This window comes from Actinoplanes ianthinogenes (assembly GCF_018324205.1).
Classification (GTDB): Bacteria; Actinomycetota; Actinomycetes; order Mycobacteriales; family Micromonosporaceae; genus Actinoplanes; species Actinoplanes ianthinogenes.
In genome coordinates, this window is the sequence record NZ_AP023356.1 from 6,342,772 (window position 1) to 6,364,931 (window position 22,160).

15 protein-coding genes and 2 pseudogenes are annotated in these 22,160 nt (G+C 71.6%); 10 read left to right on the forward strand and 7 right to left on the reverse strand.

The genetic code is table 11. The features are described from left to right. The gene (locus tag Aiant_RS28835; protein ID WP_189334760.1) at positions 1-2,973 is read left to right on the forward strand and encodes a bifunctional [glutamine synthetase] adenylyltransferase/[glutamine synthetase]-adenylyl-L-tyrosine phosphorylase; all 2,973 of its coding nucleotides are present in this window, start codon (positions 1-3) and stop codon (positions 2,971-2,973) included. Between the two features lie 114 nt (positions 2,974-3,087). Here Aiant_RS28835 and Aiant_RS28840 read toward each other — a convergent pair whose 3' ends face one another. Then, positions 3,088-3,522 carry a MarR family winged helix-turn-helix transcriptional regulator gene (locus Aiant_RS28840; protein ID WP_189334761.1) on the reverse strand — a complete coding sequence of 145 codons (435 nt, stop codon included), beginning with the start codon at positions 3,520-3,522 and terminating at the stop codon, positions 3,088-3,090. A 101-nt stretch (positions 3,523-3,623) separates the two neighbouring features. Here Aiant_RS28840 and Aiant_RS28845 point away from each other — a divergent pair, with 101 nt between their 5' ends. Both Aiant_RS28845 and Aiant_RS28850 read left to right on the forward strand, forming a co-directional pair. Next, entirely contained in the window at positions 3,624-3,830 is a 207-nt protein-coding gene (locus Aiant_RS28845) for a hypothetical protein (protein WP_189334762.1), read from the forward strand. A 129-nt stretch (positions 3,831-3,959) separates the two neighbouring features. Then, positions 3,960-5,069: an MFS transporter gene (locus Aiant_RS28850; protein WP_189334763.1), complete on the forward strand. Its 1,110-nt coding sequence runs from the start codon at positions 3,960-3,962 to the stop codon at positions 5,067-5,069. On the opposite strand, the pseudogene Aiant_RS47070 reads toward Aiant_RS28850, so the two are convergent. Together Aiant_RS47070 and Aiant_RS47075 are read right to left on the reverse strand one after the other, a co-directional pair. After that, a pseudogene (locus Aiant_RS47070) lies at positions 5,051-6,055 on the reverse strand (hypothetical protein); the annotation flags it as partial. The gene Aiant_RS28850 and the pseudogene Aiant_RS47070 overlap by 19 nt on opposite strands. Positions 6,056-6,676: 621 nt before the next feature. Then, positions 6,677-7,093 (reverse strand): annotated as a pseudogene (locus Aiant_RS47075) (hypothetical protein); the annotation flags it as partial. A gap of 58 nt (positions 7,094-7,151) precedes the next feature. Here Aiant_RS47075 and mptB point away from each other — a divergent pair. The 5 genes from mptB to Aiant_RS28880 are packed head-to-tail and all read left to right on the forward strand — an operon-like array spanning position 7,152 to position 13,561. Continuing rightward, entirely contained in the window at positions 7,152-8,546 is a 1,395-nt protein-coding gene (mptB, locus tag Aiant_RS28860) for a polyprenol phosphomannose-dependent alpha 1,6 mannosyltransferase MptB (RefSeq protein ID WP_189334764.1), read from the forward strand. Continuing rightward, positions 8,473-9,630 carry a glycosyltransferase 87 family protein gene (locus tag Aiant_RS28865; protein ID WP_189334765.1) on the forward strand — a complete coding sequence of 386 codons (1,158 nt, stop codon included), beginning with the start codon at positions 8,473-8,475 and terminating at the stop codon, positions 9,628-9,630. The genes mptB and Aiant_RS28865 overlap by 74 nt, the downstream gene beginning before the upstream one ends. Before the next feature lie 9 nt (positions 9,631-9,639). Beyond that, positions 9,640-11,763, forward strand: a complete 2,124-nt coding sequence (locus Aiant_RS28870) for an esterase-like activity of phytase family protein (protein ID WP_189334766.1) — start codon at positions 9,640-9,642, stop codon at positions 11,761-11,763. Positions 11,764-11,819: 56 nt separating this feature from the next. Continuing rightward, a complete protein-coding gene (locus tag Aiant_RS28875; RefSeq protein ID WP_189334767.1) occupies positions 11,820-12,770 on the forward strand; it encodes an ATP-binding cassette domain-containing protein in 951 nt (316 codons plus the stop codon). Beyond that, a complete protein-coding gene (locus tag Aiant_RS28880) occupies positions 12,767-13,561 on the forward strand; it encodes an ABC transporter permease (RefSeq protein ID WP_189334768.1) in 795 nt (264 codons plus the stop codon). The genes Aiant_RS28875 and Aiant_RS28880 overlap by 4 nt, the downstream gene beginning before the upstream one ends. 82 nt (positions 13,562-13,643) lie before the next feature. Here the strand turns inward: Aiant_RS28880 and Aiant_RS28885 are convergent, their stop codons facing one another. Next, a complete protein-coding gene (locus Aiant_RS28885) occupies positions 13,644-16,652 on the reverse strand; it encodes an AfsR/SARP family transcriptional regulator (RefSeq protein ID WP_189334769.1) in 3,009 nt (1,002 codons plus the stop codon). Between the two features lie 2,265 nt (positions 16,653-18,917). Here Aiant_RS28885 and Aiant_RS28890 point away from each other — a divergent pair. Both Aiant_RS28890 and Aiant_RS28895 read left to right on the forward strand, forming a co-directional pair. Continuing rightward, positions 18,918-19,559, forward strand: a complete 642-nt coding sequence (locus tag Aiant_RS28890) for a hypothetical protein (RefSeq protein ID WP_189334770.1) — start codon at positions 18,918-18,920, stop codon at positions 19,557-19,559. 112 nt (positions 19,560-19,671) lie between these two features. After that, entirely contained in the window at positions 19,672-19,836 is a 165-nt protein-coding gene (locus tag Aiant_RS28895) for a hypothetical protein (RefSeq protein WP_189334771.1), read from the forward strand. A gap of 204 nt (positions 19,837-20,040) precedes the next feature. Here the strand turns inward: Aiant_RS28895 and Aiant_RS28900 are convergent, their stop codons facing one another. The 3 genes from Aiant_RS28900 to Aiant_RS28910 are packed head-to-tail and all read right to left on the reverse strand — an operon-like array spanning position 20,041 to position 22,102. Then, positions 20,041-20,499 carry an NUDIX hydrolase gene (locus tag Aiant_RS28900; protein ID WP_189334772.1) on the reverse strand — a complete coding sequence of 153 codons (459 nt, stop codon included), beginning with the start codon at positions 20,497-20,499 and terminating at the stop codon, positions 20,041-20,043. Next, on the reverse strand, positions 20,496-21,323 hold the full coding sequence (locus tag Aiant_RS28905; protein ID WP_189334773.1) for a hypothetical protein: 828 nt from the start codon (positions 21,321-21,323) through the stop codon (positions 20,496-20,498). Before Aiant_RS28905 ends, Aiant_RS28900 begins: the two co-directional genes overlap by 4 nt. Next, on the reverse strand, positions 21,323-22,102 hold the full coding sequence (locus tag Aiant_RS28910; RefSeq protein ID WP_189334774.1) for a GntR family transcriptional regulator: 780 nt from the start codon (positions 22,100-22,102) through the stop codon (positions 21,323-21,325). Before Aiant_RS28910 ends, Aiant_RS28905 begins: the two co-directional genes overlap by 1 nt. Positions 22,103-22,160 lie beyond the last annotated feature (58 nt).

A 22,160-nucleotide genomic window follows, 5' to 3' on the forward strand; every position in this document is an offset into this window, starting at 1 on the left:
ATGACCCGGCCCACCCGGCTGGCGCGGTACGGCTTCGCCGACAACGGGGCCGACCTGCTCGGCGCGCGGGGCCTGCGGCTCTGGGACGCCGAGCACGGGCCGGTCAGCGCCGAGGCGGCCGAGCTGATCCACGCCCTGTCCCGGGCCGCCGACCCGGACCTGGCGCTGCGGCAGTTCCACCGGCTGGTCGACTCGGTCTCCCGGGCCGCCGAGCGGGCCAACGGCGGCCGCCCCACCGGCCCGACCGGCGAGATCACCGAGAACGCGGCGACCCGGGAGCTGATCGACCGGCTCCACCAGGACCACGGGCTGCGCCGGCGGCTGGTCGCGGTGCTCGGCGCGTCGTCCACGCTCGGCGATCACCTGGTCGCCAACGAGCAGGAGTGGCGCACCCTGGCCACCGAGAAGAGCGGGCTGCCGCCGGACCCGGAGGGGCACCTCGAACTGGAGGCGGCGACCGTTCCGGCGCTGCGCCGGGCGTACCGGATCGCGCTGCTCCGGGTCGCCGCCGCCGACCTGACCGGCGGGCGCGGCCTGGAGCCGACCATGCTCGCGCTCTCCACGCTCGCCGACGAGACGCTGGCCGCGGCGTACGCGATCGCCGTCGCCGCTCTCCCCGAGGGCACACCGGAGCCCCGCCTGGCCGTGGTGGCGATGGGCAAGTGCGGCGGCAACGAGCTGAATTACGTCTCCGACGTCGACGTGATCTTCGTGGCCGCCGGCGACGACGACCTCCAGGCCGGGACCACCGTCGCCGCCCGGCTGATGGAGATCTGCGGGCAGGTGGCCTGGCCGGTGGACGCCGCACTGCGCCCGGAGGGCAGCCGCGGCCCGCTGGTCCGGACCCTCGCCAGCCACCAGGCCTACTACCGGCGCTGGGCACGCACCTGGGAGTTCCAGGCGCTGCTCAAGGCCCGCCCGGCGGCCGGCGACCTGGCCCTGGCGCAGGAGTGGCTGGCCGACCTGGCGCCGCTGGTCTGGCACGCGGCCGAGCGGCCGGAGGCGGTCGCCGACGTCCGCGACATGCGCCGCAAGATCATCGACAACGTGCCGCCCAAGGAGCTGGACCGGGAGATCAAGCGCGGGCCGGGCGGCCTGCGCGACATCGAGTTCGCGGTGCAGCTGCTGCAACTGGTGCACGGCCGGGTCGACGAGACGCTGCGGCTGCCCGGCACCCTGCCGGCCCTGCGCGCGCTGGTCACCGGCGGTTACGTGGGGCGCCAGGACGGTGAGACGCTGCTGCGCGGGTACCGCTTCCTGCGCGCCGTCGAGCACCGCCTGCAACTGCAGCACCTGCGCCGGACGCACACCGTCCCGGACGACCCGGCCGGCGTGCGCTGGCTCGCGGCGGCGCTCGGCTACACCCCGCTGCCCGGGCAGGACGCCGTGGAGGCGTTCCGCTCCGACTGGGTGGGGCACGCCGCCAACGTCCGCCGCCTGCACGTCAAGCTGCTCTATCGGCCGCTGCTGGAGGCCGTGGCCCGGGTGCCGGCCGAGGCGCTGCGGATGACCCCGGCGTCCGCCCGCAAGCGCCTGGAGATCCTCGGCTTCGCCGACCCGGCCGCCGCGCTGCGGCACCTGGAGGCGCTGACCGGCGGGGTGACCAGGACCTCGGCGATCCAGCGCACCCTGCTGCCGATGCTGCTCCAGGAGTTCGCCGACGCGCCGGAGCCGGACCGCGGCCTGCTCAACTACCGGCATGTGTCGGACAAGCTGGGCAGCACCCCGTGGTACCTGCGGCTGCTGCGCGACGGCGGCCCGGTCGCCCGCCGGCTGGCCCGGGTGATCAGCCTCTCCCGGTACGCCACCGACCTGCTCACCCGCGACCCGGAGGCGCTGCGGCTGCTCGCCGACGACCCGGAGTTGCAGCCCCGCTCCCGGGAGAAGCTGCTGGACGGGTTCGCCGCCGCGGCCGAACGGCACGCCGACGACCCGGGCAAGGCGATCGCGGCGGTCCGCGCGCTGCGGCGCCGGGAGCTGTTCCGGCTGGCCTGCGCCGACATCCTGAGCCACGGCGGCGCGCTGGCCCCGGACCGGCCGATCGACGTGCACACCCTCGGCGCCGCGCTCTCCGACGTCACCGACGCCACCCTGAACGCCGCGCTGCTCATCGCCCGCCGCGTCAAGCCGGGCCCGCCCGGGATGCGGTTCGCGGTGATCGGCATGGGCCGCCTCGGCGGGTACGAGATGAGCTACCCCTCCGACGCCGACGTCCTGTTCGTCTTCGACGGCGGTGACGAGGCCGCCGCGCACGCCATCGCGGAGGAGATGCGGCGGCTGCTCAACGCGCCCGCCCCGGACCCGGCCCTGGGCGTCGACGCCGACCTGCGCCCGGAGGGCCGGCAGGGTCCGCTGGTCCGCAGCTTGCAGGCCTACCAGCAGTACTACGACCGCTGGTCGAAGGTGTGGGAGGCGCAGGCGCTGCTGCGCGCCCGGTTCGTCTGCGGCTCACCGGAGCTGGGCCTGGCCTTCGAGCGACTGGCCGACACCAAGCGGTACCCGGCCGGTGGCCTGACCCGCGAGCAGGTGGTGGAGATCCGCCGGATCAAGGCCCGGGTGGAGACCGAGCGGCTGCCCCGCGGCGCCGACCCGAACACGCACACCAAGCTGGGCCGCGGCGGGCTCGCCGACGTCGAGTGGGCGGTCCAGCTGCTCCAGTTGCGGCACGCGCACGCGCTGCCCGGCCTGCGCCGCACCCGCACCCTGGAGGCGCTCGACGCGGAGGCCGAGGCCGGCCTGGTCGAGGCGGCCGACGCGGAGGCGATGGCGGCCGGCTGGACCCTCGCGGCCCAGGTGCGCAACGCGCTGACCCTGGTCCGGGGCCGCCCGACCGACCAGCTGCCGCAGCACGGGGTGGAGCTGGCCGGGACGGTGCTGCTGCTCGGCGGGGGCGATCCGGGCGAGTTCGTCGACCGTTACCTGCGGATCACCCGGCGCTCCCGGGCCGCCATGCAACGCGTCATGGAGTCCTGACCACTTCCGGTCCGCTTCGGCTTGCGACCGCGGCTCTTCCGGTACGGCGGGAGCGTCCCGGGCTGGGCCGGGGCGGGACGGTGCTCACCGTGTACCGAAAAACGGGTTTGATCGTCAGGGGGTGGCGGCGGCGATGACCTGGGTGAGGGACGCGTGCAGGCGCTGGAGATCCTCGATCGGCATGCCGAGGCGCTCGACGACGGCGGGCGGGATCTTCTCCGCCTCGGCGCGCAGGGCACGGCCGCGATCGGTCAGCGTGATGGCCAGGCTGCGCTCGTCGGCCGGGTCCCGCTGGCGGGTCAGGTAACCGATCGCCTCCAGGCGCTTGAGCAGCGGGGACAGCGTCCCCGGATCGAGCTGGAGCAGCTCGCTGAGCCGGCGCACGGAGAGCGGCGAGTCGCCCCAGAGGGCGAGCATCACCAGATATTGCGGGTGGGTCAGGCCCATCGGCTCCAGCAGGGGGCGGTAGATCGCCACCACGCTGCGCGCGGCCACCGACAGGGCGAAGCAGACCTGCCGTTCCAGGGCCAGGGGATCGTCGTCACTCACTTGCGCTTCTCCTCAGGTCGGCGGTTATCCTACCAATAATTGGGGTACCAACGGTTTGTGTACCAAGTAGTTCAGCGCGCCAACCAGGTGAGGAGAGCGTCGTGTCGCAGTGGCAGGATCGGTTCGCGAACTGGTTCCACCAGACCTTCGACGACATGTGGTTCCGCACCATCATCGGGCCGGCCCAGACCAAGGGCGCCGTGCAGGGCTGCGACGAGTTCGCCCGCGAGGGGTGGAAGGCGGACCTGGAGCGCCGCAAGCAGTTCACCCGCGACGAGCGCAACCGCAAACGTGCGATGAAGCGCTGAATCTGTCCGATCCGCAGCCCTCCCGATCGTCGTTCTGGTGGGACCCGTCCGGGTCCGTACCGAACCGGGAGGCGGACAGTGATCCTCGACCAGCAACGGACCTCGTCCGACACATCCGGGCGGTGGGCCGTGACCGCCGTGTTCTTCGTCAACGGGCTGACGTTGTCGACGGACATCGTGCGGGCGCCGTCCCTCAAGGAGGCGTACCACCTCAGCGCCGGCTGGTTCGGGTGCACCGGCCTGCTGTTCGCCGTGGCGGCCCTGGCCTGCATGCAGGTCGTCGGCCCGCTGACGGCCCGGGTGGGCACCCGGGCGGTGCTGCGGGTGACGCTGGCGGTGATGCCGGTGCTGCTCGCCGGTTTGGCCGTGGTCCCCGGGGCGTGGGGCTTCGCCGTGCTGACCACCCTGCTCGGCGCGGCGCACGGGACCACCGACGCCGCGATGAACACCAGCGCGGTCGCCGTCGAGCGGCGCGCCGGGCGGCCGGTCCTCAACGGTTGTCACGCGGCGTGGAGCGTCAGCGCGGTCGTCGCCTCACTCTCCACCGCCGCCCTGATCCAGGCCGGGGTCTCGCTCACCGCTCACCTCGTGGGCGCCGGCGTTCTCCTGCTGGTCGCGGGCGCGGTGCTCGGCGCGCGGCTGCCGGACGACGGCCGGGGCGTGCCCGGCGGCGCGCCGGAGCGGGCCGGCTGGAGCCGGCCCCTGGTCCTGCTCGGGCTGACCGCCACGGCCGTGATGATCTGCGAGGGCGGGGCGCTCGGGTGGGGCGGGATCTTCCTGCACGAGGAGCGGCACGCGACGCTGGGGCTGGCGGCCGCCGCGATCACCGCCTACACCGGCGGCCAGAGTGCCGGGCGGCTCGTCGGGGACCGGCTGACGGTGCGGTGGGGTGCGACCACGCTCTTCCGGCTGGGTGCGGTGCTGGCCGCCGGTGGTTTCGCGGGGGCGGTCCTGGCGCCGCATCCGGTGGTCGCGGTGATCGGGTTCGCGGTGGCCGGGTCGGGCTCCTCGGTGCTGGTGCCGCTGACCTACAGCGCGGTCGGGCGGCTGGGGGGCGCGTCCGAGGCGGCGTTGGTGTCGCGGCTGACGACGTTCACCTACACCGGGATCCTGCTGGGGCCGGCGCTGATCGGCTGGAGCGCCGGGCGGCTCGGTCTCGCCGCGACGATGGCCGCGCTGCCGGTGTTGCTGCTGCTGGTCGCCGCCGCGCCGCGACCGCGTCAGCTGGTCAGCTCGTAGCGGCCGGGGCCCGGCACCCGCAGAATCGTCCAGTCACCGTCGCGGATCACCTCGGCGCCGTCCGAGGCGTGCAGCCAGCGGTACCAGCGGACCCGCAGCCGGATGTCGCCGCCGGCCGGCGCGTCCACGGTGAGGGCGGCGGCGGTGTGCCGGACCAGGGTGGCCGGGGCGGCCACGATCGGCTGCGGGGCGGCGACGGCGTAGAGCCGCCAGTGCGCGTCCGACCAGACCGGGGTCAGGTAGGGGAGACCGGCCGTGACCAGCTCCGCCTCGGCCCGGCCGGACCAGGACAGCTCGGTGTCCGGCACCGCGACGAACTGGACCGCCTGCTCGGCCAGCCACAGCCGGTAGGTGCCGGCGCTCAGCGGCACGCCGGTGCCGGCGGCGCCCGGAACCGTGGTGAAGAAGATCGGGTTCCGGTCGATGTCCGCCTGCCGCAGCCAGCCCCGGGCCAGCGGGACGTCGCCGAGCCGGGCCGCCTCCCAGTAAGCCCTGGTCGGCGGGATCTCCACCCGGCCGGTCAGGGTCTCGGCGGCGAGGCGGTCGGTGAGCGGGCGGAAGTAGGCCGGGTCGGCGGCCGGGTTGCCGATGTCGCGCAGGTCCGCCGGCACCACCGGCGGCTGCCACCAGGCGGTCAGGGCGAGGATCGCGGTGATCCCGGCGGTCACGGTCCGCTTGCCCAGGCGGTCCGGCAGTTTCGCGTACGCCGCGAGCACCGGCAACGCGAACATCACCGCCAGTCGCGTCGCGTTGAGTCCGACCGGCGTGTGCACGAGAGCCGCCGCCAGGACGCCGGCCGACGACAGCAGCGCGCCGATCCGTACCGGGCGGACCGGGACCAGCGCCGCCACCAGCAGCCCGGTCAGCACCGCGTGCAGCGTGTCGGTCCGGCTGATGTTCATCCACCCGCCGTCGCCGAAGAGCAGCGCGTTCAGCCCGATGAGCCCCGCCGCCGGCGCCGCGATCAGCAGCCCGCCGAGCACCCGAACCCCCGGCTGGTCCCGGTGGCCCCTACCCGCCCCGGGGAAGGGCTCTGAGTGCCAGCCCGGGTTGTCGGGCTGGTCCTGGTGGCCCTTGTCCGCCCGGGGAAGGGGCCGTGGGTGCCAGCCCGGGGTGTCGGGCTGGTCGTGGTGGCCCTTGTCCGCCCGGGGAAGGGGCCGTGGGTGCCAGCCCGGTGTGTCGGGCTGGTCCTGGTGGCCCTTGCCCGGCCCGGGGAAGGGCTCTGAGTGCCAGCCCGGGGTGTCGGGCTGGTCGTGGTGGCCCTTGTCCGCCCGGGGAAGGGGCCGTGGGTGCCAGCCCGGTGTGTCGGGCTGGTCCTGGTGGCCCTTGCCCGGCCCGGGGAAGGGCTCTGAGTGCCAGCCCGGTGTGTCGGGCTGGTCTTGGTGGCCTTTGGCCGGCCTGGGGAGGGGCTGTGGGTGCCAGCCCGGGGTGTCGGGCTGGTCCTGGTGGCCCTTTCGAGGCGGGGGAAAGGGCCACCAGGGCCAGCTCGACAGGAGTAGGGCGGTGCCGGCGAGGCCGAGGAAGAGGGCGACGACGGGGCTGGTGGCTGACGCGAGGGCGGCCAACAGGGCGGCGGCGAACGCGGCGGAGCGGCGGGGGAGGTAGGTCAGGGCGAGGAGGGCGGCCAGGCCGAGGCAGACCCCGAGACCGTAGGTGACCCGTCCGCTCACCAGGTTGCCGCCGACACCGACCACGCCGAGCAGGCCGGCCAGCCACAGGCGGCGCCCGCCGGTCCGCCGGAACAACTGGAGCAGGAGCACCGATCCGGTGACCGACGCCACCACGCCGGCGACCCGGACCCCGAGCAACGTCATCACCGGCTGTGACACCAGGCTGTAGCCGAGCTGGTCCACCCCGGCGTACCACCGCAGGTCGATCGGGGTCCACCCGTGCGCGGCGAAGAACTCCGCCCGGGCGACCTGAGCGGCCAGGTCAGAGCCCATCCGCGGGGCGGCCAGGTAGGCACCGCCGAGGACCGCCGCGAGCAACGCGATGATCCCTTCCCGCCGGTGCCGTGCCCACATCCCGTCGACAGTACCGGGCGTCCCGTGCGTTGCAGCGTGTCACGGTAGGGTCAGCGCCATGCCCCGTCCGTCCCTCGTCCGCGCCACGGGGCTGCTCGGCAGCGCCCTGCTGGCCGGCGCCGCCTACCTCGGTGGCGCGCACCGGCCGTGGACGCCGACGATGACCCCGCGGACGGTCCTCGCCGGGCGGGACGGGGTGCTGCTGCCGCTGCTCTGGCTGGCCGGGGTCGCGCTGCTGATCGGCGCCTGGTGGGCCGGGCGGCGGGTGGTGCCGTCGGCGCGGTGGGCGTTCGTCACGGCGGGGCTGTGGGCGCTGCCGCTGCTCGCGTTCCTGCCGCTGGGCAGCTACGACGCCTATTCGTACGCGTGTCAGGGCTGGCAGCAGGCGGCCGGGCTCGACCCGTACGCCGGCGGGGTCGATCTTCTGGGGTGTCCCTGGGCCGACGCCGTCGCGCCCACCTGGCGGGCCGCCCCCGCGCCCTACGGCCCGGTCTTCCTGGTCCTGGCCGCGGCCGCGGCCAAGCTGGGCGGCTCGCTCACCGGGACCGTCGCCCTGCTCCGCCTGATCGCGGTGCTCGGCGTCGCGGCGCTCGGCGCCTGCCTGCCGGTGCTGGCCCGGCGGGCCGGGGTGCCGGCGGCGCGTGCGGTCTGGCTGGTGCTGGCCTGTCCGCTGGTGCTGATCCACCTGATCTCCGGCACGCACAACGACGCGGTGATGGTGGCGCTGCTGGCCGGGGCCCTGGCGGTGGCGGCGACCGGGCGCGGCTGGCCGGCCGGTGTGCTGTTCGGGCTGGCGGTCGGGGTGAAGGCGACCGCGATCGTCGCGCTGCCGTTCGCCGTCTTCCTGATCCCGCGGCCGTGGTGGCGGGCCGCGCTGGAGCTGGCCGCCGGCGCGCTCGGCGCCCTCGCCGTGGTCTCGCTCGGGTCCGGGCTGGGGCTGGGCTGGGTCCGCGGGCTGGCCGGCAGCGGGATCTCGGTGCAGTGGACCGCGCCGCCGACCGCGATCGGGATGACTCTGGAGCTCGTCGGCGTGCCGCACGCGGTCGCGGTGACCCGGGTGCTCGGCCTGATCGCCCTGGCCGGGGTGCTGCTCTGGCTGTTCCGCCGGGCTTGGCGCGGTGCCGACCCGGTGCTGCACGCCGGGCTGGCGCTGGCCGCGACCGTTCTGCTCGCCCCGGTCTTCCATCCGTGGTATGCGATCTGGCCGCTCGCCGTGCTGGCCGCCACAGTTCGCCCGGACACTCGCTGGCTGGTCGTACCATGCGCGGTGGCCGCCGTCCTCTGCCTGCCCGACGGTTACAACCTGGCCCTCGCCACCAAGGCGCAGGGCGCCGTCGCGATGACGGTTTTCGCCGGTTTTCTAGCGTGGAAAGTGCTGCATGAAACGAATCGTGATCCTGATCGTCTCGGTGCTGGCCGCGGCGGGGCTGATCCTCATCTCCGGGCTCCGTAACAAGTTCTTCGACTCCACGGTCTATTACGGCGCGGTGCGGTACTGGTTCCACGACGGCGGCATGGTCTACGACTGGCTGAAGGCGGACACGCCGTACGGGTTCACCTACCCGCCCTTCGCCGGCCTGGTCATGTCGCCGATGACGGTGCTGCCGCTCTGGCTGGTCGTGGTGTTCGCCTCGATCGGCACGGTGCTCACCACCGGCCTGCTGGTCTGGTGGCTGGCCGGGCCGCTGCTGAGCCGGCTGCCCCAGCCGCTCTGGTTCACCTTCGGGCTGGCCTGGGCGTTCGCGCTGGCCTTCGAGCCGGTCCGGGAGACGTTCACCTTCGGCCAGGTGAACACGCTGCTGCTCACCGTGGTAACGGCGGACATGCTGTTCGGGGTGGCCCGCGGCAAGTGGTGGGCCGGCGTCGGGATCGGCCTGGCCACCGCGGTCAAGCTGACCCCCGGCGTGTTCATCCTGTACCTGCTGGTCACCCGCCGCTGGCGGGAGGCCGGGACGGCGATCGGCGCGGCGGGCGCGGCGACCGTGCTGGCCGGCGCGCTCTTCCCGGACCAGTCCCGGGAGTTCTGGACCTCGGCGCTCTGGGACACCAACCGGGTCGGCAACCTCTGGTTCCTGTCCAACCAGTCGGAGCGCGGGATGCTCGCCCGGTTCCCGTTCGACGAGATCGAGTCCAAGGTGTGGCTCGTCTGCGTGCTGGCGACGCTGGCGTTCTGGGCCTGGCGTGTGACCCGGACCCGGGACGACGTGCTCGGCGGCCTGGCCCTGACCGGCGTCCTGGGCTGCCTGATCAGCCCGGTCACCTGGGTGCACCACTGCGTCTGGCTGATCCCGGCGCTGATCCGCTGCGTCCAGCGGCTCTGGTCCGGCGGCGACCGGCGCCCGGCCTACCTGGCGGTGGCCGCGTACGTGTTGATGACCTCACACCTCACCTGGATGTGGGAGGACCGGCCGTATCCGCCGCTGGCGTTCCTGGGCAGCAACATTTATGTCTGGTTCGGCCTGGCTCTGCTGATCTGGACACCGGCCGGCACCCGCAGTTCGGTTCCCGTCCATGAACCGGAAAGGATCTTGGCGTAGTCAATTCGCATGTCACTACGCCGTAAGACCTCGGCGGTTGTCTCCGTCGTGGCCCTGGCCGCGGTGGGCAGCGTGCCCGCCGCGGCGGCCGCGCACGGCCGCTCCGACTCCTTTCACCGGCTCTCCACGTTCCCCGTTTACCTGAACTCGTCGGCCGGCGACACCGCCTCGGCCGAGATCTCCACGGTCACCGAGGACGGTCGTACGGTCGTCTACACCGACAGCCCGGGCAAGCGCCTCGGGTTCGTCGACATCACCCACCCGTCCCGTCCGGAGCCGCGGGGCACGCTGGCCATGGGCGGTGAGCCGACCTCGGTGGCGCACCTGGGCCACCTGCTGCTGGCCGCGGTGAACACCCGGGAATCCTTCACGAATCCGTCCGGCAAGCTGGTCGTGATCGACGACCGGTCCCGCGCGGTGGTCCGGGAACTCGATCTGGGCGGTCAGCCCGACTCGGTCGCCGTGGCGCCGAGCGGTCGCTACCTCGCGGTCGCGATCGAGAACGAGCGGGACGAGGACGTCGACGACGGCGCCCTCCCGCAGGCGCCGGCCGGCTACCTCGTGGTGATCGACACCAGGACGTGGAAGCTCACCAAGGTCGACCTGACCGGCCTGGCGCTCGTCGCGCCGGGCGACCCCGAGCCGGAGTACGTCAGCATCAACTCCCGGGACGAGGCGGTCGTCTCGCTCCAGGAGAACAACCACCTGGTGGTGGTGGATCTCAAGTCGCCCAAGGTCGTCACGTCGTTCGAGGCCGGCACGGTCACCGTCGACGGCGTCGACACCCTGGACGACGACAAGATCGAGCTCACCGGGTCGATCACCGCGAAACGGGAGCCGGACGGCGTCGCCTGGATCACCGACGACCTGTTCGCCACCGCGAACGAGGGCGACTACGAGGGCGGCTCGCGCGGCTGGTCGATCTTCTCGAAGAGCACCGGCAGGGTGGTCTGGGACGCCGGCAACACGCTGGAGCACCTCGCCGTCGAGCACGGGCAGTACCCGGACAAGCGGTCGGACGCCAAGGGCATCGAGCCGGAGAACGTGGCGTTCGCGCGGATGGGCGGCGTGCCCTACGTCTTCGTCAACTCCGAGCGGGGCAACTTCACCGCCGTCTACGACGTCTCGAAGCCGTGGGCGCCGAAGTTCAAGCAGCTCCTGCCCACGACCAACGCGCCCGAGGGCGTGGTGGCGGTCCCGTCCCGCAACCTGCTCGTGGTCTCCTCGGAGGAGGACGACGCGTCGATCGGCATCCGCGGCACCGTGCAGGTCTACGGCTTCGGCAAGCCCGCGAACACCCCGCTGCACTCGGTCGGCGACATCCCGTTCGGCACGCTCTCCGCGCTCTCCGCGGTGCCCGGCAAGCGCAACCGGCTCGTCTCGGTGACCGATTCCGCCTACTCGCCGACCCGGATCCTCGGCCTCACCACCAGCGGCACGATCGACTCGCAGCTGACCGTCACCAAGAACGGCGAGCCGGTCGGCTACGACGCCGAGGGCCTGGTGGCCCGCAAGAGTGGCGGCTACTGGCTGGCCGTCGAGGGGTCTTCTTCGACCAAACCCAATCTTTTGGTACGCCTGAACGCCGCCGCCGAGGTGCAGGAGGAGATCCCGCTCTCCGCCGACGTGGCGGCCGCGGTCACCGGTAACGGCCTGGAGGGCGTCGCCGAGGTCGGCACGAACGTCTGGGTCGCCGTGCAGCGGGCGATCAAGGGCGACCCGGCGAACACCAACCGGATCGGCCGCTACGACACGGTCACCAAGACCTGGTCGTGGCTGCTCTACCCGGCCGACGTCGCGCCGGTCGGCTGGAGCGGCCTGTCCGAGCTGGTCGCCGTCGACGCGAACACCTTCGCGGTGATCGAACGGGACAACCAGCGCGGTGAGCTGGCGTCGATCAAGAAGATCTACACGTTCGACGTGCCGGCGACCTGGACCGGCACCCCGGCCGTCAGCAAGAAGCTGGTCAAGGACGTGCTGCCGGCGCTCCGGGCGGACCACGGCTGGGTGCAGGACAAGCTGGAGGGCCTCGCGGTCGCCGGCAACGGGCACACCTACGCGGTGACCGACAACGACGCGCTCGACGACGCCACCGGCGAGACCGTCTTCCTGGACCTCGGCCACCTGCTCTGACACGTCGCCGCCGGGGGTGTCAGCGCGGTGTCAGCGGCCCCCGGCACGGTGTCGGCATGGGAACCGACACCAATGCGATCTATGCCGAAGGCCTGGTGAAACGCTACGGCGACACCACGGCCCTGGCCGGGGTGGACCTCGCGGTCCGCCCCGGCACCGTGCTGGGGCTGCTCGGGCCGAACGGGGCCGGCAAGACCACCGCGGTCCGGGTGCTCTCCACGCTGATCCGGCCGGACGCCGGGCACGCCACGGTCGGCGGCTTCGACGTGCTCCGGCAGGCACACGAGGTACGCCGCCTGATCGGCCTGACCGGCCAGTACGCCTCGGTCGACGAGCAGCTCACCGGCACCGAGAACCTACTCATGATCGGCCGGCTGCTCGGCCTCTCCCGGTCCGCGTCGCGGGCCCGCGCCCGGGAGCTGCTGGCCCGGTTCGAGCTTCAGGACGCCGCCGACCGCGCGGCCGGCAAGTACTCCGGCGGCATGCGGCGCCGCCTCGACCTGGCCGCCAGCCTGGTCGGCGACCCGCGCCTGCTCTTTCTGGACGAGCCCACCACCGGACTGGATCCGCGCAGTCGCAACGAGGTGTGGGACATCGTCCGCGGGCTGGTAGCCGGCGGGACCACGGTGCTGCTCACCACGCAGTACCTGGACGAGGCCGACCAGCTGGCCGACGAGATCGTGGTGGTCGACCACGGCACGGTGATCGCCACCGGGACGCCGGAGCAGCTCAAGGCCCGGACCGGGGCGCAGACCCTGACCGTACGCGTGGCCACGCCCGCCGACCTGGCCGCGGTCGAGGGCGCGGTGAGCCGGGTGGCGGCCGGGCCGCTCGACGTCTCCGGGGAGGTCGTCACCGCGCCGGTCGCCGACCCCGGGGCCCTCGCCGGCCTGGTCCGCGACCTCGACGAGCGGGGGCTGGCCGTGGCCGAGCTGGCGCTGCGCAGCCCCAGCCTGGACGAGGTCTTCCTGAGCCTGACCGGGCACGCCGCGGAGGTGGCCGCATGACCACGCTCACCCTGCCGCCCGAGACCCGGCGCGGCACGACGGCGCTGCGCAACACCGCCACGCTGGCCTGGCGGACGCTGGTGCAGATCAAGCACAACCCGATGGAGCTGATGGACTTCAGCATCCAGCCGGTGATGTTCCTGCTGCTGTTCACGTTCGTGTTCGGCGGGCAGCTGGCCGGCTCGCCGGCGGAGTACCTCCAGTTCGCGCTGGCCGGGATCATCGTGCAGAACATGCTGTTCGCGACGATGAACACCGGGGTCGGCCTGAACACCGACATCAGCAAGGGGGTGTTCGACCGGCTGCGGTCGCTGCCGATCGCCCGGTTCGCGCCGCTGGCCGGGCGGATCCTGGCCGACGTGATCAAGCAGGCGTGGGCGATCGTGCTGCTGCTCGGGTTCGGCATGCTGCTCGGGTTCCGGGTCACCACCGGGCCGGTCGAGGTGCTCGGGGCGTTCCTGCTGCTGGTCGGGTTCGCGGCGGCCGCTTCGTGGATCTCGGTGCTGGTCGCGATGCTGGTCGACGAGCCGGACAAGGTGCAGATCTTCGGGTTCGTGCTGATCTTCCCGATCACGTTCGCGAGCAGTGCCTTCGTCCGGCCGGAGACGATGCCGGGCTGGTTGCAGGGGTTCGTGCGGATCAACCCGACCAGCGTGCTGTCCGATGCGGTGCGGGGGCTGCTCACCGGTGGTCCGGTGGCCGGTCCGGTGACCGGGTCGGTGCTGTGGGGCCTCGCGTTGGTGGCGATCTTCGCGCCGCTCTCGGTGCGGGCGTTCCGCCGCCGCGTCTGAGAAGCCGGCGCGGGCTTTCTGTCGCCGTCAGAAGCCGGCGCTGCTCGGGCGCGCCTTTGCCGCCGCGCTGGAGGACCGGTGCTCAGGGCGTACCGAAAATGTGTTGATTGTCGGGGTTTAGGGTGATGCCGTCGCCGCGGTGGAATGCCTGGTCGAAGGCCGCGTCGCCGAGGGCGGCGCGGGCCTCGGCCTCGACCCGGTCGGCGTCCGCGACCGTGCGGTCCACCGCGCCGCGCACCGACACGGCGGCCCCCAGCAGGTAGGCGGCCCGGGCCGGATCGCCCTCGCGCCGGGCCAGGTCGGCGATCCCGACCAGTACCTGCGCGATCACCGGGGAGTCGAGCGTGCCGATCGCGATGCGCAGCGCCTCCTCGTGCCGGGCCCGCGCCGCGATCAGGTCGCCGGCCGCGCCCTCGATCAGGCCCTGGGCGCTCGCCGCGATCGCCCGGAACTGCGGCGCCAGCGTGGAGTCCGCGATCAGCTCGACGGCCCGGGCGATCTCCCGGCGGGCGTCGTCGAGCCGGCCCTCGGCGCGGGCGATCGTCGCGCCCGCGTGGTGCACCGAACCCATCACCTCGGGGACGCCCGAGTCGCTCGCCTGCCGGCGCGCCCTCCGGAGCGTCCGGTGCGCCGCCTCGTGGTCGCCGGACAGCCAGAGCTGGTGCGCCAGTTTCGCGCTGAGCTGCGGCAGGTCCTCGCGCACGCCGACCTCCTCGACCAGCGCGATCGCCTCCCGCTGCCAGCCGACCGCGCGGGCGAAGTCGCCGCGGGCCGCGGTCAGGTCGGCCAGCGCGCTCAGCGTGAAGCCGATGCCCCAGCGGTCGCCGACCGCCCGGAACCCGGCCAGCGCCGCGGCCAGGTCGGCCTCGGCCACCTCGGCCGGCTCGCCGAAGTTCAGCCGCACCTGCCCGACGATCATCCGGGCCATGGCGCGCAGCCACGGATCCGGGTCGTCGTAGAGGGCCTGACCGAAGGCGATCACACCGTCCTGCTCCGGCGCGGTGTACAGCGCGGCCATCGGGCTCACCAGTCGCAGCCCCGGATGGCCGTCCGGGCTCGGCTCGGCCAGCTCCAGCGCCCGGTGGAAGAACTCCCGCACCTCGGTGAAGTCCAGCGGACCCTCGACGCCGTTGAGCGCGGCCAGCGTGTAAGCCAAGGCCAGCTCCTGACTGTCGGCCGGCCCGTCCAGCGCCACCGCGTCCAGGCACAGCGCGGTGCCGTCGACCCGGTGCCCGCCCATCCACCAGTACCAGCCCAGGTTGGCGACCAGCGCGACCGCGGTGGCCCGGTCCCCGGCGGCGATCGCGGCCCGCACCGAGGCGTGCAGGTTGTCGTGCTCGGCGCGCAGCCGGGCCATCCAGGTGAGCTGCTCGGCGCCGCGCAGGTGCGGCTCGGCCTCCCGCGCCCGGGCCAGCAGCCAGCCGGCGATCGCCACCCGCATCGACTCGGTCTCGCCGGCCGCGGCCAGCCGCTCCAGGCCGTACCCGCGGATCGTCTCCAGCATCCGGTAGCGCCCGTCCGGGCCCAGGACCAGCAACGACTTGTCCACCAGGGCGCTGAGCAGGTCCAGGTCGGCGTCGCACACCTGCTCGACCGCGGCGACGTCGGCGCCACCCGGGAACGCGGCCAGCCGCCGCCACAGCCGCCGCTCCGGCTCGGTGAGCAGGTCCCAGCTCCAGTCCACCACCGCGCGCAGGGTCTGATGCCGGGGCAGGGCGGCCCGGCTGCCGCCGGTGAGCAGGCGGAACCGGTCGGCCAGGCGGTCGGCCAGCACGGCCGCCGGCAGGGTGCGCAACCGGGCGGCGGCCAACTCGATGGCGAGCGGCATCCCGTCCAGGGCACGGCAGATCCGGACCACGGGAGCGGTGGTCGCCGGGGTGAGCGTGAAGCCGGTCGCCCGGTCGAGGAGCAGGCGCACCGCGGCGGAGCCGTTCGCGGTGGCCGGGTCCGCGTCCGGCGGCGGCAGCTCCAGCGGCTCCACCGGGTGCAGCGCCTCGCCCGGCAGGCCCAGCGGCTCCCGGCTGGTGGTGAGCAGGCGCAGGCCCGGGGCGGCGCGCAGCAGGGTGTCGGCCAGGCGGGCGGCGGCGTCGATCAGGTGCTCGCAGTTGTCCAGGACCAGCACCATCTCGCGGCCCGCGAGAGCGTCGCGCAGCCGGGTGAGGGGCTCGCGGGCGCCGCCCAGGACGACCTGCTCGCGGAGGTCCAGGGCGGTCAGGACGGCTTGCGGGAGTTCGGCGGGGTCGCGTACCGGAGCAAGCTCCGCACGCCACACCGGACCCGGCAGCCGGCCGCCGACCTCGACCGACAGCCTCGTCTTCCCGCTGCCGCCGGGGCCGGTGAGGGTGACCAGGCGGTGGGTGTCGAGCAGGGTCCGGACGGCGTGGATGTCGGCCTCGCGGCCGACGAAGCTGCTCAGCTCGACCGGCAGGTTGCCACGCCGCGGTCCATCGTGGAGCAACTCCAGGTGCAGGGCGGCGAGTTCGGGGGAGGGGTCGGCGCCGAGCTGGTCGGCGAGGCGGCGGCGGGTCTGCTCGAAGGCGTCCAAGGCGCGGCCGGGTCGTCCGGTGGCCCGCAGCGCCCGGATCAGCAGCGCGGCCAGCGGCTCGTCCAACGGGTGCTGGGCGACCAGGGCCTCCACCTCGGGGACCACGTCGCGGTGCGTCATCTCGGCGGCGAGCCAGGCCTTCTGCGCGGCCAGGCGCAACTGGCGCAGGCGGACGGCCTCGGCCGTGGCGGCCTCGGGGAACTCCAGCTCGCCGCGCCAGAGCTTCAGCGCGTCGCCGGGATCGCTCTCCTCGAAGCGGAAGACGTCCACATTCTTCCGGTCGATGGCCAGGCGGTAGCCGGTGGCGGTGGCCTCGATCCGCAGCTCGGCCCTCCGCAGCCGCGACACCAGGGCCTGCAACGCGTTCGGCGCACCGGACGGGGGACTGTCGCCCCAGACGCCGTCGATCAGCCGGTCCACGGAGACGACGCGGCCCGCGTCCAGCGCGAGCAGGATCAGCAGGGAGCGCAGCCGCGAGCCGGTGATCGGCACGACCTCCCCGGTGCCGGTGCGCAGCTCCACCGGCCCCAGCACCGCGATGTCCACAGGCTCGATTCTGCCCGATCGGTGACCGCGGAGCCCGCGACGAGTCCCCGACGGCTCGCGGGTTGCTTTGCGACGCACGCGAAACGGCGGCCAGGTCGGCTGGGAGCCGATCATGACCGCCGTTCCCGAGATGTCGTGCGCACTGTCAGATCAGCGGGCGAGCCCGCTGGCCGGTGTCAGACGTTGTAGTAGATCTCGAACCAATCATGAGGGTGTGGCGACCTGCGGAAACGCGGTCGAAGGGCGTCGTGAGCAGCGCCGAGGCTTTCTATCGACTGCCGTCGTTTATGCTGCTTTTCGGGCTGGGATGTGCCCTGGTTGTGCCCGATGATCTTGACCTTCTTTGCAAGCTGGGTGTCCCGGCTGTGCTCGGTGGCATCCCGTCGCGCAGGCACCGCCCCGCTCGGCCGCGTCTGCCTGGTCCAGGTGGAGCGCCCCACCGGACGAACGACCTGGGCCAGGCAGACGCGGTCTGGCTGCCTCCGGTGTGCGAGGGGTTGTCGTCCGTGCCGGCCATCCCGGAGCCGCCCGGGTCCAGGGCGGGCAGCCCTGGCCGCCGGAGGCCATCCCCGGGTCGTAGGGCCGGAGGCCCTGCCCGCCGGAGGCAGACTCGTTCGGCTGAACGGTTATGGCGAGGTGAGGGATGGGAGGGGCATGCGCCGCCTTTGCCGACATGGCCGTACGACGCATACCCTCACGGCGCAACTACTACTTGGCGAGCAGGTGGTAGCAAGTCCAGCAAGCGGCTGCAACCGCAAGCAGGACGCAGAGGCGGGCGGTCCGGGTCCAGTCACCCGACGCTTCTCGGATCGTCTCGCCGAGCTGCTTCAGCAGCTCATCCATCAATTACCCCCCATCGATTTCCTTGATCCGGATGGGGCGTCTCAGCTATGCGGTACAGCTGGCCGCTGACCCTCTCGGACTGCCTCATTAGGAGGCGTGACGAGCGTATGGGGGTGGTCGTCTCCAGCGCGGGCGCGCCTGCGCGCGCGAGAGTTAAGCATACGAGCCACTGTGGATCACCTGCCGGACCAGCCGCATCTGGCGCGACCAAATCCTATGTATCAATCTGTTCCGTACCGCAGATCTGTAACGCGTCTACACTTGCGGCGTGGGCACGCGGTCCTCTCGCGGGTGCGAGAACGTCTACTTCTGCCAGAATTCCCTACTTCCGGACAGCCGTCCGAACGCTAAGTACTGTTCCCCGAGATGCCGTGCCCAGGCGTGGCGGGAGGCTCGCCGGTCCGACTTGTCGCGGTTCCTCGGATCGGACCGCGAGCCGTGCGAGTACTGCGGCGGCTGGATTCCTGGCAGATCGACCGGAGATACGTCCCGGTGGCGTCGAAAGACAGCCAAGTATTGCAGCAACCGCTGTCGACAGGCGCACTATCGGAAGGCGAAGCAGTCTGCCCGGATTCGGGAGGATCTTGGGCTATAGCCATCTGGATCTCTGACCAATCAGTTACCTCGAAGCCCCGTTGACGCCCGGTGGAGGCAGGCGGGGTTTCGTGTCGTCTAGCGCAACTTCAACGATGCGCGGCCGGGGCCGGCGCCAAGGCCGAAGGCCGGCGGCGCCGTGCCCCGAAGCCGCGCCTTGAAGATGTAGAGAAAGTTCTCACCGGCGAGGTGCACAGACAAGCGTCATAGAGCCGCGCGCGAATCGTGGACGGGACAGGCGTTCGGTCGTGCGTTTTGGTCAAACTTTCCGTACGTCTTCAAGGCGGCCCGAAACGGGCCGCTCACGCCGCCGCCTGGGCGCGTGCCGGTCGCTTAGCTGGCGCACACGACCGGCACGCAGACAGCCCGTCGGCTGGCGTGCAGGAGCGAATCGGGCCGCAGCGACGACAGTTCAACAGGGGGTGAGGCTGGAAGAGTTTGGCCGGCAGCCGACCGGCATGGCCGGGACGACGCGGCCGAGCTGCCGCGCCGGGCCGCAGCGCGACTCACGGCCGTCGGAGCCGGGCGCGGCGGCGCGCAGTGTGTCCGGGCCGCCCCTCCGAGGTCAAGGGCGCTTCGCGTCGCAAGCGACGGCCGCAAGCGGCCGCCCTGGACCTCGGAGCGTCCTGCGGCCCTGGCAGCCAGGTGGTCAAGCGGCAGGCCAATGGCCTGCCCGCGTATGGGCGCGCGCCGCCGCGTCCGTCTCCGACTCCGTGCGGACAGCTGTGTCAATCGTCCCTTGACGCCATGTCTCCTCTAGTTGCGATGCCCGCCTAAGCTCCTGGGCACCTTGTTTGCCTCACGGAGATGACGGCACCAACTATGCCAGTGGATTTCGTCGAGTTGCTAAAGGCGGCCGGACCAGTTGCGGCCTTCGTTGGGGGATGGTTCGGAGCGCGAATCACCGTTCGAGCCCAACGAGAGAACTTCATGCGCGAGCGGGTATTCAATGAAATGACCAAGCGTCGCGAGCACGCCACTGCGTATAGAAAAGCTCTTTGGGGCTTCTCGGCAAGAGTTCAAGCTATGCGAAGTCTGGCACATGAAGCAGTCGCGCTACGGGAATCGGGTAAAGACTTTTCGTCGGTCCGTTTCGACTTGGTTAAGGCCCGGGAGGGTCAAGAACTTACGCGGGACGCATATGCAGAGCTGGAGTCGCACGCATCGCCCGACGTTCAGATACCGGCTCGCGCTTGCATGGAGGCATTAACAGAATGTTTTAACCATTGCGCCTCGCTTCGTATCAAAGAAGCAGACGCGGCTTGGGCATTCTTCAACCAGCAGCATGAGGTACTGGCTCTTGAAATCAATAAGGAGAGCGAGCACTTCAACGCCATTATATACTCCGCCTTTACGCCAATATGGAGAGAGCTGTTACGGCGGACGATCCGTAAGCCGCTTCCTTATCGGGCCATGCCACCGCCAATGCCCCAACGGAATCCCGAAGAGCGACCTTCGCTTGAATTGTGACTCGCCAGGCGTAGCGGCACCGAGCCAGGCAGAGCTGTCAAGGGCCTTGCCGAAGGGTCGGACGCCCCGGACATGCGACCATTGCACCCGACCGTTGACGAGGGGAGATCAAGTGGCCGAGGGTACGACGACTTATGGCAACTGCGTGATTTGCGGCGAAGAGTTGCGTCACGGCGATTGGGTGATCCGTGCTGAGGAGATGCGCAAGCTCGTCGCGGACCCTGAGAACGTGCCCGACGGGAAAGCTCACAAGGACTGCCTCGTCCATAAGCCCTGACATGGTCGGCTCGCCCGCCAGTGATGCCTGTATGCCAGCGCGCGGCTAAGCACAGAAGAGGTTGCGTTGTGCCAGATCCGTGCCAGGTGGGCCGGTCGGGAACAGGGCTTAGCGGGGAACTACGGTAAGTCGATCCACGCCTGTGCAGGTCAGCGTGTTGCAGATCAGCGATCTTGGGCGAGCACCGTCCTGGCAGTGTGGGGGTTATCGGACAGGTAGCGAAGCCGGTTCTTGGATCAGATGTACGCCGTCGTGTAGGCGGACGGCTACGTCCGTGCTGTCCAGTGCATCGAGGACGCGGACGGCGAAGGTTTCGCTCATGCGGTCGGTGACTTGGTCGGCGGTCCACCAGTCAACGGCGGCGCTTTCGTCAGTAGGGCCGGGTTTGCCGCTGACGATGTGGCCGCGGAAGACCAGGGCGACGACGCCGAGGCGCAGGTTCTTGTACACGCCGGTTAGGCGGTCGGGTTCGATGGTGACGCCGGTTTCTTCCTCGACCTCGCGGCGCACGCCGGCCGCTAGGGACTCGTCGAGTTCGAGGATGCCGCCGGGGATCTCCCACTTGCCGGTGTCGCGGCGTTGGACGACGAGGACGTGGCCGGTGTCGTTGGTGATGACGGCGGCGACGCTGACGGAGTGCCGGGGGCGTTCTGACTGGGTCACAGGTCGGTCCCTTCGAACAGGCAGATGGCTGCGGTGGCGTCGTCGTGCCGTTTGTAGCGCAGGCGGGTGTCTGCGGGCCGATCGGCGTTTTCAGCGGTGCGGACCTTGTGGATCAGGTGTGCTGGTCCCGCATTGGTGAGGATGTCGAGCAAGCCGTTCCAGTCGAAGAGGCCGAACTGGTCGACTGCGGCTGAGGCTCCGTCGGTGAGTAGAGCTGCGCGGCGCAGGCGGTCGGGGCCGTTCAACGGAATCGAGCCGGTGACGGCCTCGTAGGCGGCCTGCGGATCGGCGGCGGCGATCCAGTAGCCGTCCGGGCGGTTGATGTACTGCCACTTCTCGACGGTGACCGCCTTGACCGGGCTGGCCATGGCGTATGCGGGCTCCGTGCGGCGCAAGTCGGCGATGACCCTGCTGAAGCGGTCATCGGTCACGGTCTCGACTCGTCCGCCACGGTCGAGGACTAGCGTGCCGTCGCAGAGAACGAGGTACTCGACCTGGTCAGTCCCTTCGCGGAGGAGACAGGCGGTTGACGCGGGAGTCGCTCGGCTGGTGAGGTCGCACGTCGTGCGGTGTTGGTCGGCGACGCCGCTGATGGCCAGAGCCAGTAGATCTGACAGAGGGGCGGCCGGCGCCTTCGAATAGGCCGCCTTCAGCTGGTGTGAGAGATGGCGTACGTACCAGGCCGGACCGTGTATGCACCCGCTTTCGATGCCTGGCGCTTGGGTGACGCCGTCGAACACCGCAACCAAGTTGCCTACGGTGAGCGCGCCATCCTCGTTGTCGGTGCGGCCGGGTGCGGCCTGCGACGAGAACCGTACGTCCATTAGTCGGTCTCTTCCTCGGCGGTCTCGTCATCCCAGTCGTAGTGCAACGTCCATAGGTGGCCGGGCATGACGTGAACGCAGACCTCGACGGGCCTGTTCTGCGCGTCGTAGGCGACGTGCCAGATATCGAACACGGGAAGCGTCGCTTCGATGTCGAGCAGACGCTGTTCCGCGTCGTCGGGCACCCGGACGTTGACGTCCTCCGTGAACCGAACGGGTCCGTGACCGAGCTCGGCGGAGCGGGAGTATGAGCCGCCCCTGCCCGCGTCGGCCTGAAGCAGCGCATCGCAGCCCTCAGTGATCGACCACGGGTAGTACGAATCGGCGATCTGGGTGGGTTCGTCGTTGGCGAAGAGGACACGACGACGGACCAGTGTTTCTTCACCCTCCGATAGGCCCAGTGCGCGGGCGACCGCGGACGGCGGGTTGACGCGCCCGATTTCGCGATATTGCGTTCGGGACTGAAGCTTGAGGGTCCGCACTTCGACTTCGCCGGCACCGGTGCCTAGTGCGCGAGCGGCGTAGCGGCGCTTGGCGTCTCGGGGGATCTTGGGCAGCTTTCGTACATAAGTGCCTGCTCCACGCCGCACTTTCACGTCTCCCGAAGCCCGAAGAAGCGTGATGGCCTTATTGATGGTGACCCGGGAAACGCCCAGCTCATCGGCTGGTCGCTGTTCGCTGGGCAGTGGAGCGTCGGCCGGGTAGGTGCCGCCCTGAATTCGAGCGCGCAGCTCATCAGCGATCTGGATGTACTGCGACTTCGGCGGCTCGATGACCACTGGAACTCCTGCCGTAGGACGCCTTACGAAACACCGTAGGCGCCCCGCGACTGCCGCT